The organism is Halobellus sp. H-GB7, from assembly GCF_030848585.1.
Taxonomy (GTDB): domain Archaea; phylum Halobacteriota; class Halobacteria; order Halobacteriales; family Haloferacaceae; genus Haloquadratum; species Haloquadratum inordinatus.
Genome location: NZ_JAVDDW010000001.1, coordinates 570,070 through 583,396, shown reverse-complemented (window position 1 = coordinate 583,396; position 13,327 = coordinate 570,070). Strand labels below are relative to the sequence as shown.

General features: G+C 67.0%; 10 protein-coding genes. 6 read left to right on the top strand and 4 right to left on the bottom strand.

Annotated features, from left to right (window positions below; translation table 11 throughout):
• Nucleotides 1-144: 144 nt before the first annotated feature.
• Complete coding sequence (locus RBH22_RS03120; RefSeq protein ID WP_306676506.1) at nt 145-1,488, top strand: MFS transporter; 1,344 nt, start codon at nt 145-147, stop codon at nt 1,486-1,488.
• A 21-nt stretch (nt 1,489-1,509) separates the two neighbouring features.
• On the opposite strand, the gene RBH22_RS03115 is transcribed toward RBH22_RS03120, so the two are convergent.
• Nucleotides 1,510-1,995: a chemotaxis protein CheW gene (locus RBH22_RS03115; protein ID WP_256288207.1), complete on the bottom strand. Its 486-nt coding sequence runs from the start codon at nt 1,993-1,995 to the stop codon at nt 1,510-1,512.
• A 309-nt stretch (nt 1,996-2,304) separates the two neighbouring features.
• Between RBH22_RS03115 and cheB the strand changes: the two genes are divergently transcribed.
• Genes cheB through RBH22_RS03095 form a run of 4 tightly spaced genes read left to right on the top strand, consistent with a single transcriptional unit; the run spans nt 2,305 to nt 7,976 of the window.
• Nucleotides 2,305-3,591, top strand: a complete 1,287-nt coding sequence (cheB, locus tag RBH22_RS03110; RefSeq protein ID WP_306676504.1) for a chemotaxis-specific protein-glutamate methyltransferase CheB — start codon at nt 2,305-2,307, stop codon at nt 3,589-3,591.
• Between the two features lie 3 nt (nt 3,592-3,594).
• The gene (locus RBH22_RS03105) at nt 3,595-6,216 is read left to right on the top strand and encodes a chemotaxis protein CheA (RefSeq protein ID WP_306676503.1); all 2,622 of its coding nucleotides are present in this window, start codon (nt 3,595-3,597) and stop codon (nt 6,214-6,216) included.
• Nucleotides 6,216-7,085: a protein-glutamate O-methyltransferase CheR gene (locus tag RBH22_RS03100; RefSeq protein ID WP_306676501.1), complete on the top strand. Its 870-nt coding sequence runs from the start codon at nt 6,216-6,218 to the stop codon at nt 7,083-7,085. Before RBH22_RS03105 ends, RBH22_RS03100 begins: the two co-directional genes overlap by 1 nt.
• A 6-nt stretch (nt 7,086-7,091) precedes the next feature.
• Nucleotides 7,092-7,976 carry a CheF family chemotaxis protein gene (locus tag RBH22_RS03095; RefSeq protein ID WP_256544816.1) on the top strand — a complete coding sequence of 295 codons (885 nt, stop codon included), beginning with the start codon at nt 7,092-7,094 and terminating at the stop codon, nt 7,974-7,976.
• Nucleotides 7,977-8,021: 45 nt separating this feature from the next.
• Here the strand turns inward: RBH22_RS03095 and RBH22_RS03090 are convergent, their stop codons facing one another.
• Both RBH22_RS03090 and RBH22_RS03085 read right to left on the bottom strand, forming a co-directional pair.
• Nucleotides 8,022-8,399: a hypothetical protein gene (locus RBH22_RS03090; protein WP_306676499.1), complete on the bottom strand. Its 378-nt coding sequence runs from the start codon at nt 8,397-8,399 to the stop codon at nt 8,022-8,024.
• A 50-nt stretch (nt 8,400-8,449) separates the two neighbouring features.
• Nucleotides 8,450-10,210 (bottom strand): DNA mismatch repair protein, encoded by a 1,761-nt coding sequence (locus RBH22_RS03085; protein ID WP_306676498.1) that lies wholly within the window; start codon nt 10,208-10,210, stop codon nt 8,450-8,452.
• Nucleotides 10,211-10,771: 561 nt separating this feature from the next.
• Here RBH22_RS03085 and RBH22_RS03080 point away from each other — a divergent pair.
• Nucleotides 10,772-12,658: a bacterio-opsin activator domain-containing protein gene (locus RBH22_RS03080; RefSeq protein ID WP_256544813.1), complete on the top strand. Its 1,887-nt coding sequence runs from the start codon at nt 10,772-10,774 to the stop codon at nt 12,656-12,658.
• Nucleotides 12,659-12,955: 297 nt separating this feature from the next.
• On the opposite strand, the gene RBH22_RS03075 is transcribed toward RBH22_RS03080, so the two are convergent.
• Nucleotides 12,956-13,156: a hypothetical protein gene (locus RBH22_RS03075; protein ID WP_121568275.1), complete on the bottom strand. Its 201-nt coding sequence runs from the start codon at nt 13,154-13,156 to the stop codon at nt 12,956-12,958.
• Between the last annotated feature and the right edge of the window lie 171 nt (nt 13,157-13,327).

The window sequence follows — 13,327 nt, the reverse complement described above, 5'->3', positions numbered from 1 at the left end:
TACGATGTTGCGCCTGCAATCTTGATTGTTTGTGTTCGCCGCCGGTGCTCGCACCGCCGGGGACCACTGATCGTGCCTCCGTGCCGGTGCGGGCGACGTGGCAGCCCGGCAACAACTATACGATAGTCCGCCGTCGCGACAGACGTGAGCGACGCCGATCAGACGCAGACGACAGACACGTGGCTGTACGGCTGGGCACTCGGCTACGCTGCCGTGGGCGCGGCTTCGCTGCTCGTTCCCCTCTACGCTATCGACCTCGGCGCGGGCGCGTTCCTGGTCAGCCTCATCGCCGCCACGGCTGCCTTCGCCGGCGTGCCAGGCGCGATCCTCTGGGGGCGGTTAGTGGCGCGGACGCGACGACGCCGACCGTTCATCCTCGTCGCACTGGGCGCGAGTGCCGGCGTCTTCCTCGTCTTACCGTTTCTGGCCTCGCCGTGGACGGTCCTCGCCGCCAACGCCGCGCTGTGGTTCGTCGTCGCGGCCGCCGCGCCCGTACTGAACGTCGTCGTCGTGGAGGGCTACGAGCCGTCGCTGTGGACGCAGCGATTCGGCCTGCTGAACCACTACCAGGGCTACGGCTGGCTGGCCGGTCTCGTCGCCGGCGGCGTCTGGTCTGCGGTCGCCGGGTCCCACGTCGGCCTGCCGGCGCTCGCAGCCAAGCGACTCTTCTTCGTCGGCGGCGCGACCGCCACGCTAGCTGGTGTCTTCGTCGTCTTCCTCCGCTATCCGGAAGCGGTGACGATGTCCGAACAGCGCTTCCGACGGCTCTCACGTCGCTTCCGCGCGGGGAACGGGGGCGCCGAGCGGGCCACCCGCGCCGTGCCGTTCGGCCCTGCCCGAATCTACTGGGCGCTCCGCGAGATCAGACTCGGTCGGGGCTCCCTCACGCGCCTCCGCGGGCGGTTCTCGGCGCGGTTGCTCCGGTACCTCCTCGCAGCGACCGTGTTTTTCGCCGGGTTCTCGGCGTTCTTCGGACCGTTACCCGCGTATCTGGTCGACGCGGGCTACGCCACCGACGAGGTGTTCGTCCTGTTCATCCTGAGTTCGGCGGCGTCGGCCGCGGCGTACGCCCGGGCCGGGACGGCGGCCGCGGCGTTCGACCCGTTCCGACTGCAGGTCGGGGCACTGCTCTTTCGCGCCGGGGCGTTCCCGATCGTCGCCGTCACCGGGGCGGCGATTGCGCCCCCGACCGGTCTGCTCGTCGTCGGCGCGCTGTTTCTCGCGCTCGGGGCCTCCTGGGCGGTCATCGCCGTGACCGCGACCGGCCTCGTCTCCGAACTCGCGTCGGAGACGGTCCGCGCGGAGGCGCTCGGGATCTACACGGCTATCGGGAGCCTCGGCGGCGGCATCGGCAGCGTGCTGGGCGGTGCGATCGCCGACGCCGTCGGCTATCTCCCGGCGTTCGGCGTCGCAGGCGGGTGTGTCGTCGTCGGCATCCTCGTCGCTGGTCGAGCGGAGACGGCGGCACACGAACCCATCCAGGGCTGAGAGCGGCAGCGGAAGTGACGGCTACTTGTCGACCGTCTTCGTCGGGGAGATCCAGACGACGAGGTCCTCCTCCTGTCGCACGATTCCCTCGATGAAGTCGCCGCGATCCATCGGCGGGTCCTCGACGTCGTCCATCGAGACACGGACGACCTGGTCGACCTCGTCGACGAGCCAGCCGACCGCGGCGTCGTCCTCGAAACTGGTCGCGTCGAAGATGACGATACGACTCGCCTCACCGGTGTTCTCGACGTTCAGGAGCGTCTTCGGGTTGACGATCGAGGTGGTCCGTCCGCGGAGGTCCATCACGCCTTCGACGAAGTCGGGCGCGTTCGGGACCGCGGTGAGCGAGCCACGGTCGACGATCTCGGAGACGTAGTCGATGTCGACACAGTAGGTCTCGCCCCCCAGCTCGAACTCGAGGACCTGCATCTGGCGGGCGGTGGCGTCGGTGTCGTCTGTGGCGGTGGGGTCTGAAGCGCCCGCCGCCGCACGTTGTTCCTGCGACATAGCCGTGTCGCCGACGGCTGTAGAGCCGCCGGTTGTTACCTGATTTTGGCGCACACGTCGGCAATAAATGTACGCACGCTATTATCACGGCTGATTTTCGCCGGCGAGCGCTTAAGTCCCCCAGTTGGGAAGTTTTCCAGTAGAGATGAGCGGGTACGAGCACGGCGTGGACCGGCCGGACGCGCCTACGGGACGGAGGCGGCGTCACGGCCCGAGACACGAGTGCGTCTCGCGGCTGCGAACCGAGACCCGTCGTCGTTCGAGGACGGCGCAGGCGGAGATAGACGACGGACACGGGGGAGACGAGCGATGAGTACCGCCTCCGAGCCGGGCGGCAGCGACGAGTCGACGCGGGCAGTCATCGTCGACGACTCACGGTTTATGCGGACGCTCATTCGAAGCCTGCTCGAAGAGGGCGGCATCGAGGTCGTCGGCGAAGCCGAAGACGGCTCGAAAGCGCTCGATGCGGTGACCGAACACGACCCGGATGTCGTGACAATGGACATCGAGATGCCCTCGATGAACGGCCTCGAGGCCGTCGACGCCATTATGGCGGACCACCCGACTCCGGTGTTGATGCTGTCCGCACACGCCGAGGAGGACGCCGACGTGACTTTCGAGGCGCTCGACCGCGGCGCAGTCGACTTCGTGACCAAGCCCGGCGGCGAGGTCACCTCGTCGATGCCGCGGGTGAAGCGCGAACTGGTCGAGAAAGTCGAGTCCGCGGCCCGAGTCGACCTCTCGGCGAACGCCCGCCTGTCCTCGGAGGACCGCGGCAGTTCGACTGCGACGAGCGGGTCCTCGTCGCGAACGGCCGGCTCTACCGCGTCGACAGACACGAGCGCGGCCGATGGAGCGACCGCGTCCGGAACGGCGACGGGAGCAGACGCGTCCCGACAGCAACGGACGGCCCGAACGGGGTCCGCTGCGGGGCAGACGGACGCCACCGACACGGGGTCATCGACGGCATCGACAGCAGGGAGTTCGCCGGCAGCGACGCAGACCACGACGTACCCGGAGGCCGGAACGCTCGTCGTCGGCGCCTCGACCGGGGGACCGAACGTCGTCGAGCGCGTCCTCGGAGCGTTACCGCGCGAGGCGAACCTCAGGGTCCTCGTGGTACAGCATATGCCCGAAGGCTTCACCTCGCGGTTCGCGACGCGACTCGACGGCCGGTCGGGGTACGATGTCACGGAGGCAGAGTCGGGCGAGCGGATTCAGGCGGGCGAGGCGCGTGTCGCACCCGGCGGCCACCACCTGCTCGTCACCAGCGATCGGAACGGGCGTCTCAAGCTCGAACTGACGGAGACAGAACCGATTCACGGCGTCCGGCCCGCCATCGACATCACGATGGCCTCGGCCGTCGAGAGTGTGGAGGGACCGCTGTGTGCGACTCTCCTCACCGGGATGGGCCGCGATGGCGTCGACGGGATGCAGCGGATCCACCAAAGCGGCGGACACACGATCGCACAGGACGAGGAGACGTCCGCGATCTTCGGGATGCCGCGGCGCGCCATCGAGACGGGGAGCGTCGACGTGGTCGCGCCGGCCGAACAGATCGCCGAGAACGTACTGCAGTACTTCGCGGAGGAGTGACCGATGGACGACGAACTCTACCAGGAATTCATCACCGAGTCCGAAGAGAGCATCACGCAGTTGAACAACTCACTTTTGGATCTCGAATCGAACCCCGACGACGAGGAAGCGATCGACGACATCTTCCGACAAGCCCATACCTTGAAGGGGAACTTCGGGGCGATGGGCTTCGACAACGCCGCGACCGTGGCGCACGCCGTCGAAGACTTACTCGACGAGGTCCGAAACGGCCGCATCGAGGTCACCCACGAGCGGATGGACCTGGTCTTCGACGGGATGGACGAGATCCTCGACATACTCCACGAGATCGAAAAGCACGGCGAGTCCCAGCGCGATCCGAGCGATCTCGTCGAGGAGATCCGCGCCGCTGCAGAGCCTGAGTCCGACGCGGACGCCGGGGAGGAAGCCGCCGCGGACGCCGAACCCGCCTCCGCAGACGCCGAGTCAGGCGACACAGACGGAATGGAAGACGCGGTGGAGCCGGAATCCCCGGACGCTGACAGCTCAGCGGAGTCGGGAGAAGCCCTCGCGGCAGCTTCGGACGCGCTCGATCTGGACGAGCCCGACGTCGCCGACGCCGACAGCCTGTATCACGCCGAGATTTCGCTCGACGTCGGAGATATGAAAAGCGTCGACGGCGGCTTGTTCGTCGGCGGCCTCCCGGAGGACCTCGCGGTTGTCGGTGCGGACCCGGACCTCGATCGCATCGAGGACGGCGACTTCGGAGACGACTTCGCCGTCTTCGTCGCCGACGAGGACCGCGACGAACTCGAAGCGACCCTCTGGGACCTCTGGAAGGTCGAGTCAGTCACGCTCACCGACGTGAGTGCGGTGCTCGACGGAGAGACCGGAGATATGGCGGCCCCCTCCTCAGACGGTGCGACAGCCAGCGCGGACGCAGACGGATCCGACGCGGACACCACAGCAGACGGATCCGAGGCGACCCCCGGAACGCCGGCGGCGAACGGGTCCGCGGGCGACGCCGGGAGCGCGCCGACGTCGACCCCGAACGAGGACGTCGACGCCGAGTCTGCGGCCGCCGCGGTCGACGCTGTCGTCGACGCGTACACCTCGGACGGAGCGGCCGCCGGCGACGCGGCGGACGGGACTGGTGACGCTGCTGCAAGCGACGACGCAGCAGACGAACACGACGACGCCGCGGACGCGGCGGCCGAGGATACAGCGCCCGCAGACACCGACGAGACCGAGGCAGACGCAGACCCCGGCAGCAACTCCCCAGGCGTCGCGGAGGTCGATGGCGCTGCTGACTCCGGCGACGATGCCGAGGAGTCCGACGAGAACGACGCGGACAGCGACGACAGTGGCGGGACGGCGCGAAAGCGTGGAGACAGCGGCCGGGGCGGCGACGAGGACGATAAAGACGAAGACGACGAGGAGTCACGCTCGATTTCGGCGGTGAAGTCCGTTCGCGTCGACGTCGACCAGCTCGACGAGCTGCACAGCCTCGTCGAGCAATTAGTCACGAGCCGGATCAAGCTCCGCCAGGCGCTCGGCGAAGACGACTCGACCGGCCGCGACAACCTCGATGAACTGGATAAAATCTCCTCGAATCTCCAGGACACCGTGATGGATATGCGGCTCATCCCGCTGAAGAAGGTGTTCGACAAGTTCCCCCGACTCGTGCGTGACCTCGCGCGCGAGGAGGACAAGCGGGTGAGCTTCAACATCGAGGGCGAGGGTATCGAACTCGACCGGACGATTCTCGACGAGATTTCAGATCCGCTGATGCACGTGCTCCGGAACGCGGTGGATCACGGTATCGAACCACCGGAGGAGCGGGAAGCCGCCGGGAAGTCCGCGACCGGCGCAGTCGAGTTGCGAGCCGAGCGCGAACACGACACCGTCGTCATCACGGTCGAAGATGACGGGGCGGGCATCGACGCCGACGTGCTCCGCGATAAGGCGGCCGAGAAGGGCATCCGACCGCGCGAGGAGTTGGTCGAAATGCCCGACGAGGAGGTCTACGACCTCATCTTCCACCCGGGCTTCTCGACGAACGAGGAGATCACCGACGTCAGCGGCCGCGGGGTCGGAATGGACGTCGTCAAGACGACCGTCGAGTCGCTCGACGGATCGGTCAACGTCGACAGCACGCTCGGCGAGGGGACGACCATCTCGATCCGGCTGCCGGTGTCGGTCGCGATCATCAAAGTGCTCTTCGTGCAGGTCGGCGACCGAGAGTTCGGCGTCCCGATCAAGTACATCGACGAGATCTCGCGGCAGACGCGCGTCCAGAGCGTCGACGGGGCCGAGGTGATCGTCCACGAGGATCGTATCTTCCCGCTGATTCGACTCCGCGGCGCACTCGCTCTCAGCGACGAACGGCGCGATAGCGGGATGATCGTTCGCATCCGACCCGCCGACCGGCAGGTCGCGCTCCGCTGTGACGACGTCGCGCGCCAGGAGGAAGTCGTCGTGACGCCGCTGCAGGGGCCCCTCAAAGGCACGGAGGGACTCTCCGGAACGGCCGTCGTCGGCGACGGGAAGGTCGTGCCGATCCTCGACGTGAACTCACTGTCGGTTCCCGACGAGGGCAAGCAGGCGCGCCGTCAGTGGATCCCACCGGAAGACGACAGCGCGGAAGCCGAGGGGGCGGCCGACTGATGGGCCTCGACATCGACACCGGATCCGACGACGCCGAGGACGCAGACGAGCGAGCGTTCGACGACTTACTCGAGTACGTCGAGTCGTCGCTGTCGTTCGCGACGAGTTCGTACAACCGCTCGTACCTCGACCGACGGGTCTCCGCCCGGATGCGACGCAGACACGTCGACGACTACGACGAGTATCAAGAGCTGCTTGAAGCCGACGAGGACGAACAGGAAGCGCTCCTGAACGCACTCAGCGTCAACGTTACCAGTTTCTTCCGCAACCCCGACGTCTGGGAGGCGTTACGCGAGATCATCGCGGAGTTGAGCGACGACGGCCGGACCCGGATCTGGAGCGCCGCTTGCTCGGACGGCCGCGAAGCGTACTCGGCGGCGATGCTCGCGCTCGACGACGACCGAATCGACGCCGATCGCGTCGAGATCCTCGGTACCGACATCAAGCCCGAGATTCTTCGGGCCGCACGCGGTGGCGAGTATCACGCCTCGGAGACGAACGATCTCGAAGAGCAACTCGAACCGCTGGAGAACAGCGACCGGTACATAGAGCGTGAGGGAGACACCTACCGCGTCAGCGACGAGGTGCAGGAACTCGTCTCCTTCCGCCGACACGACCTCGTACAGGAGGATCCCCCGAAGACGTTCGACCTCGTCATCTGCCGAAATCTGTTCATATACATCAACAGAGAAGCAAAAGAAGCCATCTTCGAGACGCTCGGATCCGCCGTCGAACCCGGAGGATACCTGACGATCGGGATGACCGAAACCGTCCCGGCGTCCTGTCGCGACCGGTTCGATCCGGTCGAAAAGCGACTCAGGATCTACCGCGACACGGCGGGTGAGGAGACGTCTCGAACACGGAGGTAGGTGCGTGTGAAACCAGGTGAAACGAAACTCGCGGACACGCGCGGACGGTTCCTGCAAGCGCTCCGTAACGGTCGCGAACGGAGCGACGCCGGCTGGACGAACGGCCGCATCCTGCTCTCGAACAAACGGATCGTGCTCGCGGGGACGAGCGGCAAGCGCACCTTCCCGCTCTCGAAGATCGAACAGGTGGGCGGCCGATTCGACGTGAACCAGCGCGTCGCGACCGTCGCCGACTACATCGCGCTGCAGTTCGACGACGGCGAGGACGTGATCCTCGTCGCGCCCGCGGAGTTCGAGGAGTTCGAGATGGACCTCTACGACGCGCTGCTGTCCTCGACGAAGTTCCTCGTTCGACACCCGGCCGTCGAGGGCGGCGTCGTGCAGAACACCGAGTGGGAGCGCGCCAAGATGCAAGTCGAGACGGAAGCCGTCAACATCGCGACCGTCGCCGGCACGTTCGTCGGCGTCCAACTCGACGACATCGGCGACATCGAGATGGGGCGCCGAACCGTCCGCGAGGAGCGACGAGAGGTCATCGAGGTCGAACACTCCGACGACAACGGGACGAGCGTCCAGACGTACATCTCAGGACCCGAACGGGCCGTCGGCATCCTGAAGTCGCTTCTGCGGATCGGCGAGGAACAGACCGAGACGGCGCTCGATCTCTCGAGACAGGACAAACAGGTGTTGATGGCGCTGTACTCCGGCGTCTCCCCGTTCGACATCCCCGCGTTTCTCGGGATCGACGTCGACGAGGTCGAAGAACTCTTTGTACGGCTCATCGACCACGACGTCCTAGACGAGGTCCGGATCCGACACGAGGTGGAACTCAACGCCCGCGGGCGGTCGATCGCGGCTGACGCGATCGACGAACAGGGCGCGGAGATGTGACGACGACGAGCACCTCGAAAGAGCAGACCTCGCCGAGTCCCGCGCTCACCCGCTAGCGTGCGCCAGAATCTCTGTGCGGGCCTCCGAAGCGCACTCCCGACCACCCCGGCCGAAGTGAAGGGTGTTCGCGTTGACCGGGTCGCTGAGGAGGCCCCCCGAGTCGACGGGGACGTCGACCTGTTCGATCTGGAGGTAGCCGATAGTGATCCCGTTGGCGAGGTCGACGCCGATTATCTCGTCGGCTGGGATCGTCTTGTCGTCGAACCGTGAGCGGTTCACGCGATAGATTTCGACGCGGTCCTCGTAGACGACCAGCGTACCGTCCTGGAACGTGCAGACGACGAGCGCGTTCGGATACTCGTCGACGCCGTCCTCGGAGTCCTCATCCGCGTCACCGCTCCGTCCCCACGGGAGATCGACCATCGAGAACTGGTACCACGGGACACCGCAAAAGCGTTCGGCCGGGCCGGGCTTCAGTCACCCGACCACGCCGCATCCGAGAGCGTGCGCTGGACCGCCTCCTCGCCAACCGCGGCCGCGAGCGCCTCGAAGCCACGTCGCTCCGCGCGGTCGCGGGCGTTCGCGACGAGTCGGGAGACGATGAACTCCGGCGTCGACTTGCCGACCGTGCCGAACCGTGGCTGGTAGTCGACGCGGAGCGCGAGATCGTCGGTCAGCCCCTCCGCGAAGATGCCGTCGATGCGCGCCTCCGGGGGGAGGGGACTGAGGTCGTCGGCGAGGTGGGTCACGTAGACGCCGAGCGCGTCCTGATCGACCGTCAGATCGACCAGGCCGTTCAGCAGGTCGGCGGCCCGGCCGGGTTCGGTGATCGCCTCGAACTCGTCGACGAGCATCAGCGTGCGGTCGCCGGTCGACAGCGGCGGGACGATCGATTTCAGCGTCGACTCCAGGACGCCGGCGTTGAAACTGGCGTGTCGGCGGTGGAAGACCACCGTATCGAACTGACCGACCTCGGCCCGCGCTGCGGGCACGGGCAGCCCCATCGAGGCGAGCAGGACGACCTGTGCGAGCGTCTCTAAGAGCGTCGTCTTCCCGCCTGAGTTCGCCCCGGTGAGGACGGCGACGCGGTCGCCGGATGGCGGCTTCGGCGCGTCGTCGCCGAGGTCGGCCGAGCCTATGCCGTGTGACCCGACGGCGTACGTGACGGGCTGAACCTCACCGGACAGCGAGAGGTTCCGCGCGCCGACGACGGCGAGTCCGTCCTCGACGAGTCGCGGGCGGGTCAGATCGTACGCGGCGGCGAAGCGGCCGAGCGAGAGGTCGAACGCGATCTCGGAGACGGCGCCGACGGCGGTCTCGACGTCCTCGCGCGCGGTCTCGATCGACTCCCGCAGATCGGCTGCCACTGTGCGTTCGCGTTCCTCGACGTCGGCGTCGAGTTCGGCGACGAGCGCCCGGAGGGACGTCCCCGCGAAGTCCGCCTCGTCGTGGGCGTCCTCGGCGACCGCGGCCTCGACGCGCCCGCGGCGAACGTCGGTCTCGCTCGCGACGTACTCGACGAACGCCGCGCGGAACTCCTCGAAACTTCGGACGCCGCGCTCGCGCACGGACTCTAGCACGTCGAGCGCGCTCGACTCCAGTTGCGCGGCGGCGTCCCGCTTCTCGCGCAGACGATCGAGTTCGTCGTCGGTACCGGGTGCGACCGATCCATCTTCGTCGACGGTGCCGAGCGCGGCCGCGGCCGCTTCGAGCGCGTCGTCGTCGAGGTCGTCCAACGCGGCGAAGGTCCCGCCGCGCAGGCCCGCCTCGCGGAGCGCGAGCGCCGTCTCGACCGCGATTCGGTCGGTGCCGCCGGCCTCGTCGTAGGCGTCGAACGCCGAACGGACGGCCGCGCGATCCTCGTCGTTCAGTTCGACCCAGGCGTCGCGTGCGGCGAGCACGCGGTCGAGTCGCGACTCCCGTTCGTCGACGTCCGAAAGCGGCGTCAACACGCGAATCCGGTCAGCGGCGTGCGCGGTCAGCGCGTGTTCGCTCGCCAGCGTCAGCAGTTCGTCGTAGACGTCGCGGGCGTCCCGCGTCCCGAGCGTTTCGATGCCCGCCGCACCGTTGGCTCTGCGGAGGATTCTGACCGCACGCCCCCGCGGGATCCCGGCGTCAGCCAGCGCGCGGATGTCGGCGTTCTCGATGGCCGCGACGGCGCGCTCTGTGCCCATCGCCTCTCGGAGTTTCTCGCTCGTCTTCGGACCGACCCCCCAGTAGTCCTCCAGTCGCATAGCCTCACCTCCAACGGGAGCATCTTGTAGGTTTGCGGTTCGACTGGTCGGGGCGTGGGAGCGCCGTCACGGAGGTGACGGCAGGAGGAATGGGGAAACGAAGGGACCGCCGTATGAGGCGGTCCGGAGGGGACGCCCGACAGCGTGGTTGGGGGAGTGGTGGACGCTGTCGGAACGGGGGGTCGGCGTCGGGGTCGGGAGGCGGTGGAGCGTCGTGTCGGGAGCACCGACTGCGTCAGGGGGACGACGAGACGCGCCGGGCACGGGCGTCTCGGACTTCTGCTCCCTCCCGGATTGCGTCCTCACAGTTGGGACAGACGCGGGCGTCTGTGAACCCTTCCGGGGCGAAGACCCGGACGTAGTCCCGCGAGACGAATGAGCCACAGTTCTGACACTCAGGCATTGCACGCCACCTCTGCGACGGATCGGTCGAACATATCCACTTGGGGAGAGGGGGTGTAGTACCCTAACACGGACCCCTACGTCCTTAGGTCCCGAGCGGAAATTGGGGGTCTGAGGGGCAGCTATTTATCCGTGGACTCGTTTCGTCCGGGTATTAGGATGACATCGGACGGTTCGTCGAACGGCTCTCAGTCGGGGCCAGACGACACGTCGGCTGCGACAGGTTCGCCCCCCGGCGGGACGGTGGAGAACCCTGCGACGCCGACAGACGGACCGCGAGCCGAGACCGATGCGTCAGACGACGGGCCGGTCGTCCTCGTCGTCGACGACGACAGAGACCTCGCCGACACCTGCGAGTACTGGCTCCGCGAGGACTTCGACGTTCGCGTCGCCTACGGCGGAGAGGACGCGCTCGAACAGATGGACGACGAGGTCGACGTCGTCCTCCTCGACCGCCGGATGCCGGACCTCTCGGGCGACGAGGTGCTCGCGGAGATCGACGAACGGGGGTACGACTGCCGCGTCGCGATGATGACGGCCGTCGAACCCGACACCGACATCGTCGAGATGCCGTTCGACGAGTACCTCGTCAAGCCGGTCGACGAGGATAGCGTCACCGGAACCGTCGAAGAACTGCTCGTCCGCTCGGAGTTCGACGAGCGTGTCCGCGAGTACTTCGCGCTGGAGTCGACGGAAGCAGTCCTCGAGGAGCGCGATCTCCGCGACCTCGGCGATCCGACCGCCCTCGACGACCTAACTGCCAGAGTCCGTGAACTCCGCGAGGAGCGCGAATCGGAGATCCGCGAGCGCGAACGCCAACTGGACCGCGTGCGCCGGATCAACGGCTTCCTCCGCGACGTGGACCAGGCGCTCGTCGACGCGAGCACCCGCGAGGGCATCGCGGAGACGGTGTGTGCCTCCTTCGAGTCCTCGCCCTACGACGGAGCGTGGATCGCGCGGTACAACGAAGCAGTCGACACCGTCGAGTGCGCGGCCGCTGCCGAGTCGGTCACGTCCCCGTTCGCCGAGGGCAGTTCGGCGGATCCGGCGGCGCTCGTCCGCGAGGCGATCGACACGCGATCTGTCGTGACCGACGCCGTCTCGCCGGCCCACGCCGCGGCAGCCCTGCGAAACGCCGACGCCGTCGCTGGGGAACTGACCCTCGTCGCCATCCCGGTCACCTACCGGGAGACGGTCTACGGCGCGCTCGTCGTCTACGTGCGCGGATCGATCTCCGAGGAGGAGCGGTCGATGCTCGGCGGCGTCGGCGAGACGGTCGGACACGGCATCAACGCCGCCGAGTCAAAGCAGTTGCTTCACGGCGACAGCGCGGTCGAACTGGAGTTCGAGCACACCGACACCCGAGACGTGCTCGTCGACCTCTCCTTGGAGTTCGACACGACCGTGACGCTCGAAGGCGCCTCACTCGCAAACGAGGGCGTCGTCTCCTGCTACGTCTCGATCGAGGACGTGGATCCGTCGACGGTGCTCTCGGCCGTCGCACCGCTCGACGCGCTTACGAACGGGCGGGTCATCTCCGACGAAGACGACGAAGCGCTGTTCGAGTTCCGGCTAGCCGACGCCTCGGTGGTCGTGACGCTCGTCGAACTGGGCGCGTCGGTGGAGTCGTTTAGCGCGACCGGCGGCGAGGGCGAACTCGTCGTCAGAGTGCCCGCCCGGTCCGACCTCAGAGCGCTCACGAACGCCGTGCAATCGTCGTACCCGGACGTGTCGGTGCTCGCGAAACGAGAGGTCGAAGACGCAGTGCAGTCGACGTCTTCGTTCCGTCGACAGCTCGAAGAGAAACTGACCGACAGACAGCGCGACGTGATGGAGACGGCGCTGGCCTCGGGCTACTTCGACTGGCCGCGCGGCAGCACCGCCGAGGAGGTCGCAGCCTCGCTCGGCATCGCCGCGCCGACGTTCCACGAGCACCTCCGATCCGGCGAGCGAAAGCTCATCGAATCGTTCTTCGCGGAGACGTCGACCGACCGTCGGACGAGGAATCCAGCCGACGACACCGGCGACGCGGCTGGCGACGACTGATAGTGATTACTCTCACTGTGTACCGCCGAGCGCCACTCCCGGTGGCGATGGTCGGCGGTAAGAGACGAGAGTAATCATTATCATACGGTCGGACGTACTTGGCCTGAGTGTCTGATACTGTCGGACAGAACGATGTGAAGACCATTGGCACTCCGTGAGTGCCAGCGTGATTCACGAACTGCTGTCTGACAGTGTGAGCGACGGGAGAGTCGGCGTCGGAAACTGCAGGCGATCGGGGGCCGCCCGCGTGCGCAGAAATCTACGGAGAGTGTATGCCCGAGAGGGCTGTGAGCCGAATCAGGCGTCGTTCATCCGCTGGGCGCGTTCGTCGCCGCAGGCACGGCACTTCGTCACTCGGTAGGGCTCTCTGGAGAACGCTCGGTTCGTCTGCTTCTTGCTCTCGGTCTTGAGTTCGATCGAAACCTCGTGGGGAGTCCGCGCGCCGCATTCGTCGCAGTACTCGGTCAGTTCGGTGTGGGAAGATTGGCTCTTGGACATCGTCGTTCGGTACCAGAGTAGATGGCCGAATCCACATTGACTCCCGACCCTACACCCTTAGGGTCGGGCGGATCGGCGGACTGCGGTGGGATCTGTGAGCGAAAAAGCGTCGACGGGACCGCACAGTGATTGAGACGGCACCCCAGTTGGAGATTCGAATACGTCCCGACG